This window comes from Nitratireductor sp. GCM10026969, from assembly GCF_042660605.1.
Lineage (GTDB): Bacteria > Pseudomonadota > Alphaproteobacteria > Rhizobiales > Rhizobiaceae > Chelativorans.
This window is the reverse complement of record NZ_JBHSUM010000008.1, coordinates 53,708-75,603: the sequence shown is the minus strand read 5'-3', so window position 1 is coordinate 75,603 and position 21,896 is coordinate 53,708. Positions and strand designations below refer to the sequence as shown.

Below are 21,896 nucleotides of genomic sequence, written 5' to 3'. Positions count from 1 at the left end.
AACTTCGGCCGCTTCTCCGACGACCTCAGAGACCTCACCCTCGACGACCAGGGCCTCTTCCTCAACGTCGTCGGGAAATTCTGAGCAAGTTCCGGCAAAGTGGAAACGAGAGCGGGAAAAAGCTGGGGTAACGGATGAACTCACCACAGCCCGCCACCCGACTTGTCATCCTCTCTACACGCCCGCGCGGGCCGCGATGCGTCTTGGCGGCAAGGTCCTTGAGGAATAGCGTTCAGCCGAAACAGTCCTCTGGGGCGGCAACGGCCTTGGGGGGGCCGGATCTGATCTCTAGAACAAAAGTTATGATGACCTGGATAAGAGTTCCTCATCGAGGAAAACTCACACTCAAGGACACCCGCCGAGCACATTGGACGGCCGTACAGCCCATTCGAGCGCAATAAAACTTAATGTGATACAACACCGCGATCTTCGTTGATCGCTAGCGTACGACCGAACTCCCCTGAGGGCTCATCATGCCCGAAGGCAAGAGAGGAGAGGTCGTTCATGAGCATGAAGGCGTGGCTCAAGCCATTTTGTCCGCCGCGGCTGCCTAAAAGATGCGGGATCCTTGCCTTGCTTGCATTGGCTGCCTTTGTGCCAATTGCGCAGGCCCAGCAGCAAATGCCTGTGACCATCATTCTTGCCAAGCGGGTCGACGTCACGGACCGCATATCGGTCGTGGGAACGCTTGCAGCTCGTGAGGAGGTCCAGGTCCATCCCTCGGTGACGGGCCGGGACATCCAGCACATCCTGGTGGAGGTCGGCCAAAGGGTCGAACAAGGCCAGCCCCTTGCCCTGTTCGACAAGACCGATGCGCTTCTCGCTCTCGACAAAAATGCGGTGAGTGCTCTTCGCGCCAAAGCTGCCGTGGCCGTCGAGGCCAGTAACGTCGATATTGCGCTTGTTGCCGAGCGCGAAGCTAGAGCGAAGCTGGAGCGCAGCCGCGCGCTGCGGTCGAAGGAGATCATTTCCGAGCAGATTCTGGACGACAACCAGAACGCCTATGATCGCGCCGCCGCGGAAACCGCCCTTGCGCGACAGTCTCTGGCCCTGGCCAAGGCCGAAGAACAGTTGATCGCGCAGGAAAGGACGGAGATCGAGCTGACCGTCGAGAGGAGTACTTTGCGCGCCCCTGCGCCCGGTCTCGTTCTGGAGCGAAGCGCCCGCATCGGCGTCATGACCTCGGGTTCGGGCGATCCTCTCTTTCGCATCGCGAAGAACGGCAAGATAGAATTCGTTGCGGAAGTAACGGAAACGAACTTCGTTCGACTGCGCGAAGGCATGCGTGCGCAAGTCACCCTCCCTGGCCGTGACCAACCTGTCACCGGCACGCTGCGGCTCAATGCGGCGCAACTCGACCCGAAGACGCGGAGCGGGACGGTTCGTATCGAACTCGATGAGAGCGACGGCCTCGTTCCGGGTGTGTTTGCCCGCGGCGTCATCGATACGTCGACGCGGACGAATGTTCTCCTGCCGGGAACAGCTGTCAGAAGCACGGGGGATTCCCATAGCGTCTATGTCGTCAAGAACGATGTCGTGGAAATTCGAAACGTCAGGATCGGCGCGCGTCAGGACGATCTCGTCGAGATTGTCGAGGGTGTCGAAGACGGTGAAATGATCGTTCTGAAGGCGGGCGGCTTCCTGAAGGATCAGGATCGTGTCGAGCCTGTCGCCGTGTCGGCGGAAGTCTATCCGCAGCAGGAGGTGTCCCAGACGGTCTCATTTGACGGCTTGGAAGGGACGGTCCGTCGATGAACGCGAATATCTCGGCCTGGGCAATCCGCAACCCGCTGCCGTCCATTCTGTTCTTCGTGATCTTAACGGTGGTGGGCCTCTACAGCTTTTCCCGATTGCCGATCACCTACTTTCCGCCAATCATTACCCCGCTCGTCAAGGTCACGATCGAGCAATCCGGAGCGACTCCAACCGAGCTTGAGATTGAGGTGACGCGGCGGGTGGAGAATGCGGTGGCACCGCTGACCGGCATCAAGAAAATCACCTCGACCATCGACCAGGGCAAGTCCGTGACCAATGTCGAGTTCGAATTGGGCGTGGTTCCACCGGACCGGGCGGTCGTCGACGTGCGCGATGCCGTGGCAAAAATCCGTTCCGACCTGCCCGCGACTATCGATGAGCCGGTCATCGAGCGGGTTGAAGAAGAGGCTCGATCCGTCGTGACCTACGCCGTCATCAGCCCGAGCATGACGGTTGTCGAACTCTCCTGGTACGTGGATGACGTGGTTACCCGCAACCTGCAAGGTTTGCCGGGCGTGGGACGGATCGAGCGGGTCGGAGGGGCTGATCGGGAAATTCGCATCGAGCTCGATCCCGACCGGTTGCAGGCGCTTTCGCTATCCGCAACTGCGGTCAACGAAAGCCTGTTACGGACTCAGATCGAGAATTCCGGTGGGAGAAGCGCTCTCGGCGGCCGTGAGCAGGCCCTGACAACCGTAGCGGCCGCCAAGACAGTTCCGGATCTGGCCGATCAGCGCATTGCGCTTTCCTCGCAGGCCGCCGTGCGGCTGGGGGACTTGGCAAGCGTTCAGGATACTGTGGCAGAAGCGCGTTCCTTCGCCACGCTCGACGGCGCGGACGTCGTGGGATTTGCGGTCTATCCCTCTCAAGGCGCAAGCGAAGTATCCGTTGCCGATGAGGTCTCCAAGGCATTGGCGGAGCTCGGCGCGCGCGACACGGACGTGCGTTTCAGTCTTGTGGACGACAATTTCAGCTACACGGCCGGCAATTTCAGTTCGGCCATGAACACATTGTTCGAGGGGGCGGCACTTGCCGTTGTCGTTGTATTCCTGTTCCTGCGCGATTGGCGGGCAACGATCGTCGCCGCGGTGGCGTTGCCACTTTCGATCATTCCGACTTTTTTCGCGATTGATCTCCTGGGTTTTTCCCTCAATATCCTGAGCCTGCTGGCCATCACGCTGGTGACGGGCATACTCGTCGACGATGCGATTGTCGAAATCGAGAATGTGGTGCGCCACCGTGACATGGGCAAAACCGCCTGGCGGGCGGCGCTCGATGCCTCCGACGAAATTGGCCTCGCCGTCATCGCCATCTCAGCCACCATCATCGCCGTGTTCGTGCCTGTCGGCTTCATGGGCGGCGAAGTGGGTCTCTATTTCCGGGAATTCGGCGTGACGGTTGCCATCGCGGTCTTCTTCTCCCTGCTGGTGGCACGGCTGATAACCCCCGTTATGGCAGCCTACTTCATGACCGGGACCCCGCCTGCCGAGGAGAAAAGGGGGGTCTTCCTCCTGGCTTACGAGCGGCTGTTGCGGATGAGTCTGCGCTGGCGGTGGGTGACCGTCGGGCTTGCTGCCGGCTCCTTCACGCTCGCAACGTTTGCCCTGTTGTCATTACCGACCACCTTTCTGCCGGAGGAGGATACCGGGCGCCTGACCCTCTCGGTCGAGCTGCCGCCCGGTTCCACGCTTGATGAGACACGGGCGGTATCGGACGAAATCGCGAAGCGTGCAGTGCAAATTCGCGAGGTGGAAGGCGTATTCGCCCGCGCCGGTGTAAGCATCACGGGGCTGGAGGATGTGCGCTTTGCCGTCATCCTCATCGACTTGTCTCACAAGGCTGAGCGGGATCGCTCATCGTTTGCGATTGAAACCGAGATCGGGAAGAGCCTCTCGTCCATTCCCGATGTGAAGTTGAGGTTCCTCAACGCGCGTGGCGGCCGCGATCTCTCCTTTGCTGTCCTGGGTGCTGATGGGGAGGCGGCACTGGAAGCCGCGAACGCCGTCGTGGAGGAGCTTTCAGCCGATCAGGCGTTTGTCGATCCAGCCATAGTCAATGCCGCCATGCGCCCGGAACTCACGCTGCAGGTCCAGACGGACAAGGCCTCGATGCTCGGCGTGTCGCCGGCCGCGATTGCCCAGACGATCCGTGTGTCCACCGTTGGCGATGCAGACAGCCGCTTGCCCAGCTTCACCGATGGCGCACGGCAAATTCCTATCCGGGTGGTCATCGACCGCAACGCCCGCGACGATCTGCCGACGCTTGAAATGCTGACCGTGCCCTCTGACGATGGAGCGCATGTCCCGCTATCGGCAGTGGTCGACAGCAGCTTTGACGAGACGATGTCAGCCATAGTGCGGCTTGATCGCGAGCGCCGGATCGAGATTGGCGTGGACATGGCCGATGGCCTGACGTCGGGGCAGGGGATGGAGCGGCTACTTCAGCTGGAGAGCGTCAGGAACCTGCCGGAGGGCGTGCGCCTTCAGGCAACCGGAGACTCCGATACCGAAAGCACCGTTTTCGAAAGCTTCGCGGTGGCGATGGGTTCGGGCATCATGCTCGTTCTCGTGGTCCTGATCCTGTTGTTCGGAAGCGTGCTTGCGCCGTGGACGATCCTGGCGTCTCTTCCCTTGTCGATCGGCGGTGTTGCCGCGGGCCTGTGGCTGAGCGGCAGCGCCATATCGTTGCCGGTCGTCATCGGCATTCTGATGCTGATGGGCATCGTCACAAAGAACGCCATCATGCTCCTGGATTTTGCAATCGAGCGGGAGGCGCACGGGCTTTCGCGGCTCGACGCCGTCATCGAGGCCTGTTCCGAAAGAGTTCGCCCGATCGTCATGACGACCCTTGCCATGACCGGCGGCATGATCCCTTCCGCTCTCGGTGTGGGTGACGGCGGCGAATTCCGTTCCCCCATGGCCATCGCCGTCATCGGTGGGCTCCTGGCCTCTACGCTCCTTTCCCTGATCGTGATCCCCTCTCTTCATCTCATCGTTTCAGGCTTCGGCGATCGGATCGCCCGGATATTCAAGCCGTTCCTTCAGTCGGCAGAGATCTAGTCGCACCGAATGCCGAGGGCGCCACCACCGGGAGGTGGCCTGAAAATAGAGGGCCGGCCGGTTCACGCCGTCGGGCCTTCTCCCTGCCGCCGTTCACGCTACGGCGCCCGTATGTGCACGCTGCATAAGGATGCTGAAAGTCATGAATCTGCGCACGTGCACTCCGAAAGCCGAATCCGTTGTTCAGATGCGCTGGAATGCGTTCATCCTCGAAAGGCAAAATGGCCCAAACCCTGGAAAATGTGGCATTCTGTACGCTGCAACAAAACTTAACAAAGCGAAACATACTGGCTCTCTCCGGCGTGCATTCTATGCGAATTGGGGTAAGAAGTTCATGCAATCGAATACGGCAAATGCGCAGATCCTGATCGTTGAAGACGATCCGGAAATCGCAAATCTGCTTGCCCTGACCATTCAGGACAACGGGATGATCCCGACCGTTGCGGAAGATGGCCGTGTGATACAGTCGCTTCTGCGCAACAATTCATTCGATCTCATAATCCTCGATGTCATGTTGCCGGGCGAGGACGGGCTGAGCCTCTGCAGGAAGATCCGTTCCGAGAAGACCATTCCGATCATCTTATTGACGGCGCTTGGCGAGGAGGTCGACAGGATCGTCGGACTGGAAGTCGGCGCAGACGATTACGTAACGAAACCATTCAGCCCCCGGGAGGTTGTCGCGCGTGTACGTAGCCTTTTGCGAAGGGCCTCCTATGGGCCGACTAAGACCAAAGCGCAGCGAAAGCTCCGCTTCGACGGATGGCAGATCGATCCGATGCGTCGTCAACTTCACGACCCGAGCAATGCCCGCATCGCTTTGACGACGACGGAATTTGACCTCTTGCTGGCTTTTTGCCGGAATCCCGGCCGCGTTATCACCCGCGAAGAGCTCCTCTCCATGACGCACTCTGGACTTGCCGGGCCGATCGAGCGCAGCATCGATGTCCATATCAGCCGTCTTCGGCAGAAAATCGAGACCGATCCCAAGGAACCAGCGCTGCTTCAAACGGTCAGGCTCGGCGGATACATGTTTACCGCTATTGTCGAGGAAGCGTAGGCAGTCGTCTGCCGCCCCGCGCCCAATGGCTCATCCTGCCATTCCCACAGTAAATCAGAGTCCCGGCAATGGGCCGGGTCACACAGTCGTCGCAACACCAAATCTGTATTAACACACCGCAACAAAATCACACGTCTTACCCATAGCGGTGCGCTACTTCCTGCCTGTTGGCATCGAAAAATCGCCAGGCATTTTCGAGAAGCGCACAGTGTCATATATTCATGAGACGCAACATAATCTGGCGCGAGTACAGTCGCGCCGAAAGATCGCGATATGGCTTTTTGGCATTTGCTTTATGCCAGCTTTTTTCTTCACGAATCCCCACTTCGAAGCAGGATCCTGGCAACGGCAATGGATTGAAGACATTGGCGCTGTTCTGATCTTTGCCGCAATCCTGGGTCGCGCATGGTGCATAATGTATATTGGCGGCAGGAAGACGAGCACCCTCGTAACAGCAGGTCCGTACTCGGCCATGCGAAACCCTCTCTATTTTTTCTCGTTTGTTGCGGCTGCCGGACTCGGGGCGCAAACCGACAGCGTTATGCTGGCGCTGTTCGTGGCCCTTGCCGCATACATGATTTTTTTGCCGGTCGTTCTGCGCGAGGGGGCCGGATTATCCCGCGTTCACGGTCCTGGCTACGACGCGTACCGCCACTCGGTTTCCCGCTTTTTTCCGCGACCGGCGTTGTGGCGGGATGTGGTTGCCTTGGCCGTCGATCCAGGCATTTGGAGGCGAACCGTCCTCGACGGGATTATCTTCGTCCTGCCGATCCCCCTGGTCAGAGTTCTCGCGCGGGGGCAGACAACACTTCTCGATCTGCCGCGGGTGACCTTGTACTGAAGGCGGTGATCCACCTCGGATGCTTCCCCTCGTTGCCGGCTGGGGAGAGTTCCGGGCAATTTACGGGAGCAACAAAAGGAAGCGAGGAGCGGCAGGCATTTTAATGCCGCGCCGTTGCAAAGGCACCAAAGGGTCGCTTCAGGATCGCCTGGTCGAGCTGGGAGACGTGCCATACGGCAAGCAGACGGTCGCCTCCACCACACGGAAGCGGAAAGCGCGGACGCCGGGGCACACGGCAAAAGAGCCGAGGATCGACACCCTCGGCTCTCCTGTCTGAAATCATGTGTTTGGGAGCTTGAATCGGCGGTCAGGCCAGCGGACCCCCGAACGTCAAAATTTATAGCCGACAAAAAGGGAAAAGGAGGGTTGCACCTTTTCCTCCACGATCGGGCTGTCAGCGGCATCTCCGGTCAATATACCAAGGCCTGCCTTGCCGCGGAGGAGCCAGTGCTCGTCCAGCAGATACGTTGCGGATGCTGAGACGTCGAAGCGCTTAAGACCAGCCTCGGGCTTGTATTCCGGTAGACCGGAGGCTGCAGACTGGTCGGAATTGACGCCGAAATAGGCTTCCATATGTTTGTCATTCGCTACGACCGCCTCGGCATTGGCGCCGAGGATGAGCCTTTCGGTTACAGGTTGCGAATACCCGATACCAAATGTGCCGATAAGGCTTTCGCTGCCGTCTATCGTTTGCTCGACTTCGGCGTAAAGCTCGACCGGGCCCCACTCATATGCCGCTTTTGCGCCGACCGTGGCGGCAAGATCGATGTCGCCCAAACCTCTAAGCCGGTCATGATCATCGGCGTCTCTGCCCGTCTCATAGCCGACCTTTCCGGAAAGCGAAAAGCCGTTGTGCCGGAGAGGTGTGATTGTGACTCCCGAAGGTTCGATCTCGAGCCACTCGCCGTAGGTGAACAGAACGAAGGGGATCGGACTGATCTTGAAGTCGCCGCTGCCTTCGTATTCAGGCTCGTACTCACCGCCGCCGCCGACGATGAGGCTCCAGTTCCGTTCGGGCTCCTTCTGATTGAACCGCTGGTCGAACCTTTCCTGATCGAACGCCGGTTCGGGCGCTTGTTGTGCAGCAGCAAGATCGGCGGCCATTGTGCTGGACACCATTCCCGTGACACCCATCGCGGCGCCAAAGGCAAAGGATGAAGCACGCCTGCTGTTGTGCTTGGTGAAAAACATGGGGGCTCCAAGAACGAGTTGTCGTTACCGCTCAGTTCGGTTGAACGGCGGGGACGTTGACGACACTAGGTTTCACAGGAGAGCCGCCTCGAGCATGTCGTTATGTGAAGCTTTGTTGCAGTTGGAAAACCCGAGGCGCCGACGTGCGGTCGGATCCAGGCAATTGCTGCCGCAATGAAACTTAACAATCGCCTCGACGCGGGTCGGTTCTCGTCATGTTATCAAGCCTCACGTCCGAGATCGCTTGCCGATACCGGCGCTCTGATGGAGGATTATGAGATTGCACATGCCTCTCGGTCCAAGGACCATTCATGGGCAGATCATCGCTATAATCGTGCTCGCGCTATTGATCGTCGTCACGGCGGGGCCCGTGCTCGAGCGTTGGGTCAGAGATTACGAAGGATTGGACATCGAGCAGGTCGCTGAACGCCTTCAGGCAATAGGGGAGCTTTTAGCGGCGGCGACACCGGATGGGAGACAAATTATCGTCGGTGCCGCCCAGCGGTCGGGTTGGGACGTGTCATTGCAGCCCCTGGTCCTGAGTGAGCAATTCACGACGTCGTCCAGTAAAGAGACATTCTGGGATCGGGCTATCGACTGGCTGTTCCCGCCTGACAATTCGGTTCCCCCGTTGGGCGGCTGGAGGACGTTTCTGAACGACAACCGTGTCGTTGCTTCCAAGGTGGACGATGCAACGATGTTGGTCACTCCCATTTCTTCCGACTCCTTCCTGAGGGACTTCGCCGTGCGGGGGTCATATTACCTGGTCGCGCTGATTACCCTGATCTTCCTGTTATCCGCGTTTGCCATCTGGGCAATCACCTTGCCCCTCAGGCGAATATCTCGCACAGCCACCAACGCGGATATCTCGACCCATGGGGAGGTTTTCGAAGAGCGCGGCAGCGTCGAGATCGTTGCCCTCGCCAGAGCATTGAACGCCATGCGCAACCGGATTGCGATCATGGTGGAATCGCGAACCCGCATGCTGCGCGGCATCAGTCACGACCTGCGGACGCCGTTGACGCGACTGAAACTTAAGGCGGAGCGTTTGCCCGAGGGACCGACGAGAGACACAATGTTGTCCGACATCGAGCATCTCGACCGATTGCTGAGTGAGAGCCTTGGCTATTTGCGCGACAACCACAGTCGGGAAGCCGTTGAGCGCACGGATATCGCCAGCATGCTTCAGACGATCTGCAGCGAATTTTCCGATGTCGGCTTTGACCTGACCTACCGGGGACCGAATAGATTGATCGCCAATTGCAAGCCTCTCGCGATCACGCGTGCCGTTACGAATCTTTGCGACAATGCCACAAAATTCGGCAGTTCGGTGATTGTCGAGCTGCGGGAGAATGCCGGCACGATGACCATCGATGTCGTCGATGACGGCCCGGGGATTCCGGACCCGAACAAGAAGCGCGTGCTGGAGCCGTTTTTCAAGATCGATGTTGCCCGCAGCGGCGCCAATGCCGGCTTTGGGTTGGGGCTTTCGATCGTTGCCGAAATCATGCAGGCGCACGGAGGAAGATTGGAACTCCTTGACCGGCCGCCGAACGGCCTTGTCGCCAGGCTGTCGTTCCCCTCCATTGAGTAGGCACTGGCGGATTTATCAGCAGAACCAAACCAAAGCCGCCATCCTGGCGTTCGGCAACAGGCCATCGGTGTCTGCGGTCTCCATTCCCGCTTTCACCACACGGGAGGTTCTGCAGCGCCAGCCAGCGATGGCGAGCGCACGGAACGGTCTACGTTCCTAGTCCTCATTGAAGGGGGCGTCTGGATCGCGCTCCTGCAGAGGCCCAGGGCAGAAACTCGGAGCAGTTTCCAGGGTCACGATCGCTGAGGGCGGATCCGTCACCCTCCTCTCTCCAAGTTCGGAAATGGGACAGGGGTCCTGACATCGAGCGCGCGAGCGTGGCATCAGGCCAAAGCTTTGTAATAGACGGATTACAAGCTGAGATACTTTGCGACAAATCGGCCCATCGACGGCATATCCCTGCGAAGCCTCCGGCCTATTCTCACGGCAGACTATCCACGCAAGCAGTGCGTAAGCTCTGCCATGGGTAAGGCACGCAGGTCTAAAGAGGAGAGGTAGTAATGACAGATCATAGCGGCAATAGCGACATTATATCCGGCGTTAGCCGCCGCACGGTGCTCGGCGTTGGCGCTGGCGTGACTGCCGCCAGCCTGGTTCCTCTTCGGATCGAAGCTCAGGAGCAACATCCCGCTCCAAGCCCCGAGAACGGTCCGACAACCCACATCTCGTTCCAGGTCAATGGCGAACAGGTGGCCATGGACGTGGATGCGCGCGCTTCGCTGCTGGATCTTCTGCGCGAAAGGCTGGCGCTGACCGGAACTAAAAAGGGCTGCGATCACGGCCAATGCGGTGCCTGCACCGTGCATCTGGACGGTCGTCCCGTCTCATCCTGCCTCACCATGGCGGCCAAGGTCGATGGGCGGCAGGTCACCACGATTGAGGGGCTTGCGCAGGGTGATGAACTGCACCCTGTGCAACAGGCCTTCATCGATCACGACGCGCTTCAATGCGGGTACTGCACCCCCGGGCAGATCATGTCTGCTGTCGCATGTGTCACTCAGGGGGAGGCAACGGATCCCGATGCCATCCGCGAGTTCATGAGCGGGAACATCTGCCGTTGCGGCGCTTATGTCGGTATTCTTGCCGCCGTCGCGCAAGCCGCCGAAACCATGGAGGGCTGACCATGCGTGGATTGAGTTACACGATCGCGGACTCGGCGGACGCGGCCGTCGCGCAATTTGCCGAGGCCGGCGGCGCGGCGCGCTATATCGCCGGCGGCACCAATCTTTACGATCTCATGAAGCTGGGGATAGAGCGCCCGGTGCATCTGATCGACGTCAGCCGTATCGAAGGACTGGATGCGATCGAGACGGAGGGCGACGTCCTGCGGTTTGGCAGCCGCGCCCTGATGGCGGATGTGGCGCGTGCGCCGGTGGTGCGCGATGAGTATCCGGTGCTTGCCGAAAGCCTGCTCAAGGCCGCCTCGCAGCAATTGCGCAACATGGCCACGGTGGGCGGCAATCTGCTGCAACGCACCCGCTGCATGTATTTCCGCAACGGCGCGGGGGCGTCCTCCACGGTGGGTGTCTATCCCTGCAACAAGCGTGAACCCGGCTCCGGCTGTGCCGCTATCGACGGGCTCGACCGCACCCAAGCCGTTCTCGGCACCAGCGACGCCTGTACCGCGGTGGCCCCCGGGGATTGGCCCGTGGCACTGACCGCGCTGGACGCCGTGATAGAGATTTTCGGGCCCGAGGGGACGCGCAACGTCCCGATCGCGGACTTCTATCGGCTGCCAGGGGACACGCCGCATAGGGAATTCAACCTCGATCCGGGCGAATTGGTGACGGCGATCACCGTGCGTAAAACCCCGGCGGGGCGCGCATCCACCTACCACAAGATCCGCGACCGCGAGAGCTATGCCTTTGCCCTGGCCTCCGCTGCCGTCGCCGTGGAAATGGAGGGGGAGAGCGTCCGCGCCGCCCGCATCGCACTGGGCGGCGTCGCCACCATGCCCTGGCGGGCGAGTACCGCGGAACGGGCTGTGACCGGGTCGGCCCTGACCCCCGAACTGGCCCTTGAGGCCGGACAGGCCGCCTTCGCCGAGGCCCGTCCCGGCCGGCAGAATGCCTTCAAGACGGACCTCGGCGCCAGAGTTGTCGCCGATGCCCTGATGATCGCCGCGCAAAGGAGAGCATGATGGCTGCAGAAGTTTTTTCCGAAATTGCCCGGACCGATGCCAGGGGCAAGGTTCTCGGCCAGACGCAGTTCGGGGCCGATATGACTTTTCCGGGCATCCTCCACGCCATGCTCGTCCCGGCCACGATTGCCAAAGGGAGGGTAAGCAATATCGATATCACGCCGGCGACTGAAACCAGCGGCGTGGTACAGGTTCTGTCCTTGGGGGACTTTCCAACGCTTTCGTCCGAAATAAGCTATTTGGGCCAACCCATAGCGATGGTCGTTGCCGAGTCGCTCGAGGCCGCGATCGAGGGTGCCGAGGCCATCACTGCAACTTATGAGACCACGTCTTTCGTCCCGCTGATGGATAGCCCCAACGCCTCGGTCGTTCCCTCCGAGGGCTTTGAAACGGGCGATATCGACACCGAATTCCAGAATGCCGTCGAGGTTGTCGAAGGCACCTTCGAAACGCCGGTCCAGCATCACAACGCGATGGAATTGTTCGGCACCGTCGCGCAGTGGTCCGGCAGGCGGCTGACGGTTTACGAGGGTTGCCAGAATTCCGCCTCGGTCAGAGACGCTCTCGCGGAGGCCCTGGGAATTTCCGCCGAGGCCATTACGATCAGGTCCGACTATGTCGGCGGTGGCTTCGGGCAGAAATCCCCGCCCAAGCTACAGACCGCCCTGGTCGCCGAAGCCGCCAGGTTGACCCGGCGTCCGGTCAAGCTGGTCACACCGCGCGGACAGATTTTCCACATCTCCACCTTCCGGCCGCGCAGCATCCACAACATTCAACTTGCAGCCAACAGCGAAGGGCGCCTCACCGCGCTCAACTACGAGGTCGTGCAGGAGAATTGGCCCGGCGGCAGATTCCGGTCGAACGGCTATCATGAGGACATTGCCCGGCTCTACGCCATCGAAAATCTCCGCGCGACGGCTGGCGACGTCCATATCGACCGCAACATGCCACGCCATACGCGGGGGACGCACCCGTTTCCGGCCGGGTTCGCCCTGGAAAGCGCAATCGATGAAATGGCGTACAGACTTGACGTGGATCCGGTGCAGCTGCGCCTCGATCATGAGGCCACGACCGACATTATCGTCGGGCAGCCGCTCGCGCCGCACTTCCTGAATGACTGCCTGAGGGAGGGCGCCCGCCGTTTCGAGTGGAGCCGCCGCACCCCCGAACCCGGCTCGATGACCCTGGAAGACGGCACCCTGGTCGGTCTCGGTGTCGCTTGCGGCATCTTCGGGGCGTCGGGATCCGCCGCAGAGACCACGCTCAGGGTCCGGGCGGACGGCACGACGCGGATCATCAGTTCGGGCCATGAAATGGGACAAGGGATTCGCACCGCCGTCGCGAATGCGATCCTTCAAGGGCTTGACGTCAACCCGGATCGGATCGAGATCCTGATGGGCGATACGTCCGTGGGTCCGCAGATGGCCACGGTCGGAGAACGCGGTACGGCAAGTATCGTGCCGGTGACGATAAAAGCCGCGGAGGCCCTGCGGGCCCGCTTCGAGGAGTTGCTGGCGGGATCGCCCCCGCCGCCGGGCAACCTGCACCAGCAGTTGGCGCGCCTGAAACGCCCGTATATCGAGGTGACCGCATCGCAGCTCGCCCCCGGGCAGGACGCCTCCGCACTCGAGGGTTTCCGGGCCGGAAGCTGGGCGGCGGGGGCGGGATCGGAATATCCCGGCTTCACCTCGATGAGCTACATCGCGCAGTTCGTCGAGATCCATATCGATCCGCGAACGCGGCATCTGCGCATGCCGCGCACGGTCAGCATCGCCGATATCGGGCGGGTCGTCAGCCCCAGGACCGCGGAAGGACAGATGTATGGCGGCGTGGTCTGGGGGTTCAGTACCGCGCTTCGGGAACAGAGCGAAATCGATCCGCGTTTCGCCGGCTACCTCAATGACGACCTTGCCGATTATGTCATGGCGGTGAACGCCGACATCGGAGAGGTGGACGTCGGCCTGATCGACAAGCCCGATACGATGGTCAACTCGGCCGGCGTCAAGGGTATGGGCGAACTCGTCATGCTCGGCACGGCGCCTGCGATCGCAAACGCGATTTACCATGCAACCGGCAAGCGCATCCGGAAGCTGCCCATCCGCATCGAAGACGTCCTTTGATGGACGCGGATCCGCCGAGCATCGCGATTTTATTCCGGCTGACAGGCGGTTCGGTTAACCTGGAGATATAGATATGCCCACCTGGAAAGTAACCTACATCAAAGATTTCGCTCCGCACCTATTGAGTATCTTGCGCATTTTTGCGGCGGGGTCGTTCTTCACGCATGGCACGATGAAGCTTTTCGGTTGGCCAGGCCCTTTTGAGTATCCCCTTAATCCCATGCTATACACTGCCGGAATTCTCGAAATTTTCGGCGGCCTGTTGCTGGCGGTAGGGCTTTTCACTCGCCCGGTTGCCTTCGTGCTCTCGGGCTTGATGGCCTTCGCGTATTTCATTGCGCACGCCTCGAACGGCTTCTTTCCTGTGCTCAACCACGGCGAAGCAGCCATGCTTTATTGCTTTATTTTCCTCTACTTCGTTGCTGCCGGTCCGGGCGTCTGGAGCTTGGATGCCCTCCAAGAACGCAAGAATAGAGCGACCTCAACCCGCCTAGGTCGTGTGGACAAACCTGATCCATTGTCTGATCGTATCGAGTTGAACGAAGCCGAGGAAACTGGAAGGCAGCTTGTCTTATCGCGTGGTGATACGGCGTGAGTGCTTGAGGCGATTGAAGAAGCGCTCGATGCGGTTGTGCAGCGCGTATTTGGCCATGTCGACAGTTCGCTGAACTCGGCGGTTCGACTTGGTCGGGATCACCGGGTCTGTGCCACGCCGCTTGAGATCGTCGCGAATGGCGTCGCTGTCGTAGCCCTTGTCGGCCAGCATCGCGGCCGGTTCGGGCGCCTCCTCCTGCATCGGACTCTCGTAGGCGACCATGTCCGAAGCCTGGCCAGGCGTCAGGCAGAGGCCGATGGCGAGGCCCTGCGCATCCGTTCGGGTATGAAGCTTGGTCGTGAGCCCACCGCGCGAACGGCCAATAGCATTTCTATGAATCCCCCTTTTCCGCCTGCTGCGTGCTGGTGCGCCCTCACGATCGTGCTGTCGATCATCTGAATGGTGGTGTTGGCTGCCTCGCTTTCGGCAAGGGCAGACGGCATCACGTCCCGGATCCCGGCCTCGGTCCAGCGGCGATAATTGGCGATGGACCGAGTTCCAGTTACCGAACTCGGCCGGCAGATCACGCCAGGGCGATCCCGTCCGCGTGATCCAGAAAATGCCGTCCAGCACCTTGCGGTGATCCTGCGGCCCTCGGCCGCCGCGAGAGCGGTGCTCGTCCAGGAACGGCACGAAGAACAGCCATTCCGCATCACTCATCAGTCCTCGGATCAAAGCTGCCCTCCTCAAAGAGCAGCGTTGAATCACGCGTCAGAGGAAATGGGAATCCTGTTTGTCCACACGACCTTAAAAAACGTCCCGCCGGCCGGAGCAAGCGGGACGTGTTGATTTTCTCGACCAGATTGGAAGCGCTCGCTAAGGCGATACGCTACCCGTTCCGGGAGCGACCGTAGAAGCAAAAAGCCCGGCCAGTTTAACCGGGCCAGTAGGGAGAGTTACAAATTCGGCCGCTGGCTATTGCTCGTGAGGCCAGAACTGCTTCTTCACACTTGTTGCAACACGGTTCGGTCCCTCGGAAGCCCAGGTGACGAAGACACTGTCACCGGCAGCGACCTGGCCGACTGCAAGACGATCGGGAAGAGTGATCACCTCACCGCTGCTAAGGGTCATGCTTTTTGGATTGCTGTCGAATCTGACCACCGTTCCGGCAGATCCCTCTGCCATCGCGATACCGGGGACAGACATGATCAATGCTGTAAGCGCAATCAACCTGAGTGTGCGCATGGACTTAACTCCATCGGACGTGTGTGTCCGATACCACGGAAATCGACAGAAGCGTGTCGGGTCACGGGATGCTTTCACCCCGTCGGCAGCTCCCGACCTCCATTGTCACTATGGAATCAAATGCACCGTAGGACCAATCAATATTTATATCCCTACAGGCGGAAGCGACAATTATCTTACCTTTGTTCACTTTAACGCCGCGGTGTTATTTAGTCATTAAAAAAAGTTCTTCCTAATCATTTAGGATGTGCATTCATTCTCATTCTGGTAAGTAGCAACCGGACTGGCTAGAAGTTGGTGGCTGTGCCCCACCCGAACTGGAGCAGATGATGTCCGCAGATCTCAAACACGTGGTGGAACGCTTGGCACGCGAATTCTTGTTTCGGCAATACGGTCGACCCTATTCTGATGCCTACTGGCAGAACATTGCCATCGAAATGTCGGACGCGCTTTCGCGTCTACTCCCGGGCGACGAACTTCCAAACGGACTGATCGCCTGCCAGAAGGTGGCTCAGGAAGCTCCCTGCAAGGATCCCGCTGATGCGGCGCAACTTATGAAAGCAGGATGACTGCGAAGTCCAAACTGTTCTCGGCCCTGCGCTGTTTCATCTCGCTCATGACCGATTTCCGTTAAGGGGAAGTCGCCCGTTGTCGATAAGTTGCATCAAGCGCCGGGCAAGCCGATCACCGGACATGGCAAGGAGTCCGGCCACAGTATAAGCAATCGCGGAGCCACCCAGCACCGCTCCGATCAGCTTGACATCCGTCCAGTCCAATATCCCCGATCCCTCATTCCCGGCTCTCGGGCCCGTCCCGGGCGCGAACGCCTGAGCCTCGGCCGCCCAGTCCGGATTGGTGCTGATGACGTAGGTGGCGAGCGTGAAGGTGTCGTCGTACTGCCGCTCCTGCGCCTTGGCATCGAGGTGGACCTGGACGGCGCGGCGGAAGTCGTCGACAGACGGTCCGGTCGGCGCGGGCGGCGGGTTCAGCGTCAGTTCCACGAGACTAGGCGCGGAACGCCAAGCTGCGATCCTCACGATTTGCGCCAAGACTGTGTCGTCCGGTGGATCGTGAGGGAGGTGGTGCGTTCTATTCCGGCAACGGATCGCTTTGCGAGGCGCGTGCCGATTTTTCCAACCTCCAGATGCGCGCTTTCCGCGCTGGCGCGGCATCGACACTGCCTTCTCTCGGGAGCGAGATGACGGCTTGCATACCGGCGTCGCCGTTGGAGAACGAAATGTCTCCGCCATGCTGCCTGGCGACCGCGCGCGCTATCGAGAGACCGAGGCCGATGCCGCCGGTCTGCCTGTTTCGCGACGTTTCCAGCCGGACGTAAGGCGCGAAGACCTTCTCTATCATGTCGTCCGGAATTCCGGGGCCCCGGTCTTCCACCACGATATCGACAGTCGATGCGGTCTGCCGGATGAACATCTTCGCCTCTCCGCCATAGCGCACCGCATTCTCAACAAGATTTCTGATTGCGCGGCGGAGACCATCGGGCCGACAGCGGTACTTCATTTTCGCGCCTTCGATATGCGTGACCGGATGCCCGAGATCGGATTGATCGTCACAGATGCTGCCGACCAGCGCTTCCAGGTCTATCGCGCGCGTTTCCTCTCTGATCGATTCTCCACGCGCGAACGAAATCGCGGCTTCCGTCATCGACTGGAGCTCGTCGATGGTGGACAGCATCTTGCGCTGGACATCTTCGTCGTTGACGAACTCCGCTCTTAGCCTAAGGGAGGTAAGCGGCGTGCGGAGATCATGGCCGATCGCTGCCAGCATCTTGGTCCGATCCTCGACGAAGCGATGCAGACGACTTTGCATCGTATTGAAGGATTGAGCCGTCCGCCTGATCTCTTCCGGCCCGCCCTCCGACAGTGGCGGCAGGTTTTCCCCTCGCCCGAGGGCTTCAGCGGATATTGCCAGGTGTCTTAGTGGCCGGGCGATGCGCCGCGCGATAAAGACACCGATCAAAGCAAGAATCGACGCCGTAAGACCAAGCGATATCAAGGACTGAGAGGTCCACAAACTTCCCTTGTCGTGCTGATAAAAGGTAGCGTTCAACCAACGTCCGTCGTCGAGTTGCGTCTTGTACCCATACCCCAGACTTCCCGAAAAACGGAGAACCTTCGCTGGCTGCGGCAGCATCCACAAATAGGGCGTTGGCGTCACCCATGGGTCATCTGCGTTTGCGGTGGCCACATCTTCGGCATTCGGTAATTGCGGATGCGGCGAACCGGCCCATCCGAATATTCCGCTCGGATCGACGGAACTTTCCAGAGGCCGCGAAAGCTGATCGAGGGCCTCTAACCTCCAGGCATTCGCGTCCATGGGCTCGCTGTCGGTCAACCAGTATCTCAAATAGCTTCCTTCACTCGCGCGAAGTGCTTGCTCCCTCACCTGAGGCGATAGTGATCCCATCAAGCGGGTCACCGATGACGCTCGGCTGATAAACTCGGCTTTCACCGCAGCGTCGAACTTCTTGGTGTACTCATCCAATGAGATGAGGAAGGTGAGCGCCTGCGAGATGATCAACGCCGAGAGCATCAGTCCGATGAACTGTGTCGCCAGACTTTGCTGCCAGAAACGGGTCATTCGAACGCGACCTCGGCGCACAGGCTGTAGCCGCCGCCCCAATGCGTCTTGATGATCGAGGGATTTTTGGGATTCTCTTCGATCTTCTTCCGAAGACGGCTGACCTGATTGTCGATGCTGCGGTCGAAGATATCAGCCGTCCTGCCCACGGTCAGATCGAGAAGCTGCTCCCTGCTTAGTACAAGGCCCGGCCGCTCGATGAAAACTTTTAGAAGGCGAAACTCAGCCGTGCTGAGCGGAATGCCGACTCCGTCCTCGCCGCAGATTTCCTGGCGCCCCAGATTGACCCGCCAATGGCCGATGCGAACGGTCCTCCGCTCATGCATTGCTCGCAGCGCCGCAGGAGCTGTTGCTCGCCGAAGCACCGCTCTGATCCGGGCAAGCAGCTCGCGCGGATTGAACGGCTTTACGAGATAATCGTCGGCTCCCAGCTCGAGACCGACGATCCGATCCGTATCCTCGGCCATCGCTGTCAGAAAGATGATGGGAATGTCTTCGGAGGCGCGAATCCGCCTGCACAGGGAAATGCCATCCTCACCAGGCATCATGATATCGAGGATGATCAGGTCGACAGTCTGCCGTTCGAGGATTCGTCTCAGGCTCGAACCGCCTTCGGCCACGCTGACCTTGTAACCTTGCTGCTCCAGATATTGTCGAACGAGATCCCGAATATCGGTGTGATCATCAACGACGACGACATGCGTGGCGTCTTCCATCGCCCTAACCTCTCTCAGAGATTTTACAGAGGAGTTTACAGAGGAGTTAGGGTCTTCTCCATCGGCAAAATGCCTCAAAAACGAGTCGCGCGGGGTGCATCCCCAATCAGGAAGTGCAAGTCGGATGCCTGTAAGCGAGCGCCGATCCGCACGATCCGTTCTCACACGCCTGACCATCGCCTCCATAACCACTTGGTTGGACAGCGGGGGTGGAGCGTGATCGATACATTTGATTTGTCGTATAAGTGTGCCGCACCGACACCAAATTGTAACAAAGTGTCCTCACCGGTTGGCACTTTGCAAACAAACTGCCAAGCCTATCGCGGGGTTGCAGAAGGCGCGCGCCAACGACGAGGCCGATGGATCCGCATGTAGTGAGATCTGTCCGGCACCGTGGTGGCCGAGAGATCGAGGCGGCTCACTCACCAAGGTCACACCAGTCGGCGAATGCGCTATTGCCTTCAAGGCATCTCACGCATCGGCTTCAAAAAACCGTGAGAAGTGTAACGAAACGAAGCACCTCGTTCTCCCTGTGACAACTTGCGATGAACTGCCGGTCATCGAGGCAAAGTTCTGCGACAGCTCCCGCCTAGCATGGCTCCGTCTAGGCCGCTTCGATCGAGCGGTCGAGATACTTCTTACTGAGCAGCAGATGTGCTTCGGCGAGATCCGCCAAAGCACATGGGGAGAAAACCCCACTACGAGATCCCGGAGATACCCTCGATGGGAGCTCGGCACCCTAAGCTCAGTGTGAACGGAAATGCCCCGAACGCGTCAAAGGATAGGAGATTCAGATGCGTACAATTCTTGCCGCGGCTTTCGCCGCTTCCGTTATGACCACTGCCTCGGTCGCCTCCGCCGGCTCATTTACCAGCACAGGCGTCATCGCGAATATGAACGACAAGACGAACACAGTTTGGCTCCGGAACGGGGACGCCTATCGGCTGCCCGCCAGTATGGATCTGTCGGGTTTCAAACCGGGCCAGCGGGTTCACGTCAGCTGGAATGCCCAGAACCCCTCGAGCATCGACGGCCGTAACAGCGACGAGAGCATCTGGCTGCTCGATGCTACCGAGATCGGGCACGCTGGAAGGTCCAGCGGCGACATCCTCGGGTAGCTTCTTCGGAGTCGCACACAACTGTGGGAGCCATCGGACAGAAGAGCCGCATCCCCACGACGAGGAGCGACCCATCCCGTCGCGGATGGGTCGACCCCATCGGTGCCGCCGATGATCTGATGGATCCGGCGTCACCAATCTGATTTCCAAGCCATGACCGAGGTAAATGTCGGCGCGTAGCGGCCGGGATAGCTCGGCCAAGGCCTGCGCCCTCCAGGCACGAGCGTCCAAAGGTTCGCGGTCGGTCAACCAGTACCTTGCTGCTCCAGATATTGTCGAACGAGATGCCGAATACCGGTGTGATCACCAACGACTACGACATGCGTGGCGTCTTGCATCGGCCGACCTCTCTCAGAGGCTTTACAGAGGAGTGCGGTCTTCGGGATTGGCCTGCTGCCACGCTGCGACAATCCAATACCGGTGCGACACACTTGTAAGACAACGCCGTAGTAAATGCGACCACTTCGCGTCGAAATGGGAGAGTTGACTATGAAGAGCCGGGATTTCGACAACTGCGCCGGTGCTGGCCCCCTACGGTATGAGGAGTGCCAAACAGGCGCGGGCAGTGGAGCGGCCGCAGTGGTTCGGTCTGCGATGGTTGCTCTTGCGTTCATCATGATCGATGCAACATCGTGTGCGGTTTGGTCCGGCGCCTATGCCCAATCCGCAAACTCAACCGACTCTTCGATGATGGGTGTGATGCCTGAGGGGACCCCCGTCGATGTTGTCTCAGGGCTCACTATACCTTGGTCCGCTGTGACTGTGGGGCAGGAGGTACTCGTCAGCCAGCGCGGCACAGCGGAGATCGTAGCGTTTCGACCGGGTGAGGCGCTGCGATCCGTCGGCAGTGTCCGGGTCTTCGTAGCCCGAGGCGACGGAGGGATGCTTGGCCTTGCCGTTTTGGAACAGGGCACGGATGTCTGGATCTACGCCTATCATAGCACGACGGAGGGGAATCGTATCGTGCGGATGCCGTACAGCAACGGCATGCTGGGCGATCCGGAGGTCGTCCTTGATGGCATACCCGGCGGGCGCAGCCACAATGGCGGCCGGATCGCGTTCGGCCCGGATGGAATGCTCTACGCCACGGTTGGCGAGACCCGAAATCTTGAACTTCCGCAGGATTTGAACTCGCTTGGCGGCAAGATCCTGCGCATGACTCCCGATGGCGGCATCCCGAGCGACAATCCGTTCGCCGATTCCCTCGTCTACTCGTTTGGACACCGCAATCCCCAGGGGCTGGCGTGGGACAACACCGGGCAGCTATGGGCGACCGAATTCGGGGATGATGCATGGGATGAGCTCAATCGCATCGAACCGGGCGGAAACTACGGCTGGCCGATCGTCGAGGGCCAGGGCGGCAACCCCGACTACATAGACCCCGTCATGCAGTGGCGTACCCAGGAAATGGGGCCTAGCGGGCTTGCTTACATCGACGGCACGTTTTTTATCGCCGGACTGACGGGCCAGCGGGTGTGGACGGTGACAATCGACCCCGCGGGCAATCCCCAAGCAACGGCGTACTATGCGGGCGAGTACGGCCGCATTCGTCATGTCTTCGAGGGAACCGACGGCAAGCTATGGTTTCTGACGAACACGCGCGGCGGGGGAGACAATCGGATCCTCTCGGTCGCGCTTACGCCTGCGTCCGCGCCCTGATGCGAGGCGTGTCCGGCAGGGCGAATGGGAAGGCCGCGACGTGCAGAACATCGCCATATTCTGGTCGATCCCGAAGGTAGCCTCGCAACCCTTGGGAAAAGACCAGCTACGCATTGCTGTCGGCGCGATCCTGCATGTGCTTTAGGCCGAACCCGACAAGACACTGCGGGCGATGATGGAGACGTCGCATCTGGCGAGGCCGGCGTTCATCTGTCGGCTGCGCGCGAACTATCGCTCCAAGTCAATATTTGCGGTTGATGCGCCAAAT

At 59.9% G+C, this 21,896-nt stretch carries 17 protein-coding genes and 2 pseudogenes; 13 read left to right on the top strand and 6 right to left on the bottom strand.

The window, feature by feature from the left end; genetic code table 11:
* Positions 1–504 precede the first annotated feature (504 nt).
* The 4 genes from ACFP9U_RS03915 to ACFP9U_RS03900 all read left to right on the top strand — a co-directional run bounded on the left by ACFP9U_RS03915 (position 505) and on the right by ACFP9U_RS03900 (position 6,712).
* Entirely contained in the window at positions 505–1,755 is a 1,251-nt protein-coding gene (locus ACFP9U_RS03915) for an efflux RND transporter periplasmic adaptor subunit (protein ID WP_378619170.1), read from the top strand.
* On the top strand, positions 1,752–4,814 hold the full coding sequence (locus ACFP9U_RS03910) for an efflux RND transporter permease subunit (protein WP_378619168.1): 3,063 nt from the start codon (positions 1,752–1,754) through the stop codon (positions 4,812–4,814). The genes ACFP9U_RS03915 and ACFP9U_RS03910 overlap by 4 nt, the downstream gene beginning before the upstream one ends.
* 334 nt (positions 4,815–5,148) lie before the next feature.
* Positions 5,149–5,871, top strand: coding sequence for a response regulator transcription factor (locus ACFP9U_RS03905; RefSeq protein ID WP_322453318.1), 723 nt, complete (start codon positions 5,149–5,151; stop codon positions 5,869–5,871).
* Positions 5,872–6,019: 148 nt separating this feature from the next.
* Positions 6,020–6,712 carry a methyltransferase family protein gene (locus ACFP9U_RS03900; protein ID WP_378619167.1) on the top strand — a complete coding sequence of 231 codons (693 nt, stop codon included), beginning with the start codon at positions 6,020–6,022 and terminating at the stop codon, positions 6,710–6,712.
* A 330-nt stretch (positions 6,713–7,042) separates the two neighbouring features.
* On the opposite strand, the gene ACFP9U_RS03895 is transcribed toward ACFP9U_RS03900, so the two are convergent.
* Entirely contained in the window at positions 7,043–7,903 is an 861-nt protein-coding gene (locus ACFP9U_RS03895) for a MipA/OmpV family protein (protein WP_378619166.1), read from the bottom strand.
* Positions 7,904–8,189: 286 nt separating this feature from the next.
* On the opposite strand from ACFP9U_RS03895, the gene ACFP9U_RS03890 reads away from it, so the two are divergent.
* The 5 genes and pseudogenes from ACFP9U_RS03890 to ACFP9U_RS03870 all read left to right on the top strand — a co-directional run.
* Complete coding sequence (locus ACFP9U_RS03890; RefSeq protein ID WP_378619164.1) at positions 8,190–9,497, top strand: ATP-binding protein; 1,308 nt, start codon at positions 8,190–8,192, stop codon at positions 9,495–9,497.
* Positions 9,498–9,997: 500 nt separating this feature from the next.
* Positions 9,998–10,618 (top strand): (2Fe-2S)-binding protein, encoded by a 621-nt coding sequence (locus ACFP9U_RS03885; protein WP_378619163.1) that lies wholly within the window; start codon positions 9,998–10,000, stop codon positions 10,616–10,618.
* Positions 10,619–10,620: 2 nt separating this feature from the next.
* A complete protein-coding gene (locus tag ACFP9U_RS03880; RefSeq protein ID WP_378619162.1) occupies positions 10,621–11,637 on the top strand; it encodes an FAD binding domain-containing protein in 1,017 nt (338 codons plus the stop codon).
* The gene (locus ACFP9U_RS03875; RefSeq protein ID WP_378619161.1) at positions 11,637–13,757 is read left to right on the top strand and encodes a xanthine dehydrogenase family protein molybdopterin-binding subunit; all 2,121 of its coding nucleotides are present in this window, start codon (positions 11,637–11,639) and stop codon (positions 13,755–13,757) included. Before ACFP9U_RS03880 ends, ACFP9U_RS03875 begins: the two co-directional genes overlap by 1 nt.
* A gap of 73 nt (positions 13,758–13,830) precedes the next feature.
* Positions 13,831–14,223 (top strand): annotated as a pseudogene (locus ACFP9U_RS03870) (DoxX family protein); the annotation flags it as partial.
* Between the two features lie 105 nt (positions 14,224–14,328).
* Here ACFP9U_RS03870 and ACFP9U_RS03865 read toward each other — a convergent pair.
* Both ACFP9U_RS03865 and ACFP9U_RS03860 read right to left on the bottom strand, forming a co-directional pair.
* The gene (locus tag ACFP9U_RS03865) at positions 14,329–15,012 is read right to left on the bottom strand and encodes an IS5 family transposase (protein ID WP_378619160.1); all 684 of its coding nucleotides are present in this window, start codon (positions 15,010–15,012) and stop codon (positions 14,329–14,331) included.
* Between the two features lie 255 nt (positions 15,013–15,267).
* Positions 15,268–15,537 (bottom strand): hypothetical protein, encoded by a 270-nt coding sequence (locus tag ACFP9U_RS03860; protein ID WP_378619159.1) that lies wholly within the window; start codon positions 15,535–15,537, stop codon positions 15,268–15,270.
* A 329-nt stretch (positions 15,538–15,866) separates the two neighbouring features.
* On the opposite strand from ACFP9U_RS03860, the gene ACFP9U_RS03855 reads away from it, so the two are divergent.
* Entirely contained in the window at positions 15,867–16,106 is a 240-nt protein-coding gene (locus tag ACFP9U_RS03855) for a hypothetical protein (protein WP_378619158.1), read from the top strand.
* 45 nt (positions 16,107–16,151) lie between these two features.
* Here the strand turns inward: ACFP9U_RS03855 and ACFP9U_RS03850 are convergent, their stop codons facing one another.
* Genes ACFP9U_RS03850 through ACFP9U_RS03840 form a run of 3 tightly spaced genes read right to left on the bottom strand, consistent with a single transcriptional unit; the run spans position 16,152 to position 18,851 of the window.
* Complete coding sequence (locus ACFP9U_RS03850) at positions 16,152–16,574, bottom strand: hypothetical protein (protein ID WP_378619157.1); 423 nt, start codon at positions 16,572–16,574, stop codon at positions 16,152–16,154.
* Positions 16,575–16,626: 52 nt separating this feature from the next.
* Complete coding sequence (locus ACFP9U_RS03845) at positions 16,627–18,135, bottom strand: ATP-binding protein (RefSeq protein WP_378619156.1); 1,509 nt, start codon at positions 18,133–18,135, stop codon at positions 16,627–16,629.
* A complete protein-coding gene (locus tag ACFP9U_RS03840) occupies positions 18,132–18,851 on the bottom strand; it encodes a response regulator (RefSeq protein WP_378619155.1) in 720 nt (239 codons plus the stop codon). The genes ACFP9U_RS03845 and ACFP9U_RS03840 overlap by 4 nt, the downstream gene beginning before the upstream one ends.
* 794 nt (positions 18,852–19,645) lie before the next feature.
* Here ACFP9U_RS03840 and ACFP9U_RS03835 point away from each other — a divergent pair.
* The 3 genes and pseudogenes from ACFP9U_RS03835 to ACFP9U_RS03825 form a co-directional block, all read left to right on the top strand.
* Positions 19,646–19,969 carry a DUF1344 domain-containing protein gene (locus ACFP9U_RS03835; protein ID WP_378619154.1) on the top strand — a complete coding sequence of 108 codons (324 nt, stop codon included), beginning with the start codon at positions 19,646–19,648 and terminating at the stop codon, positions 19,967–19,969.
* A gap of 453 nt (positions 19,970–20,422) precedes the next feature.
* A complete protein-coding gene (locus ACFP9U_RS03830; RefSeq protein WP_378619153.1) occupies positions 20,423–21,628 on the top strand; it encodes a PQQ-dependent sugar dehydrogenase in 1,206 nt (401 codons plus the stop codon).
* A gap of 10 nt (positions 21,629–21,638) precedes the next feature.
* Positions 21,639–21,859 (top strand): annotated as a pseudogene (locus ACFP9U_RS03825) (conjugal transfer protein TraG); the annotation flags it as partial.
* Positions 21,860–21,896: the final 37 nt, after the last annotated feature.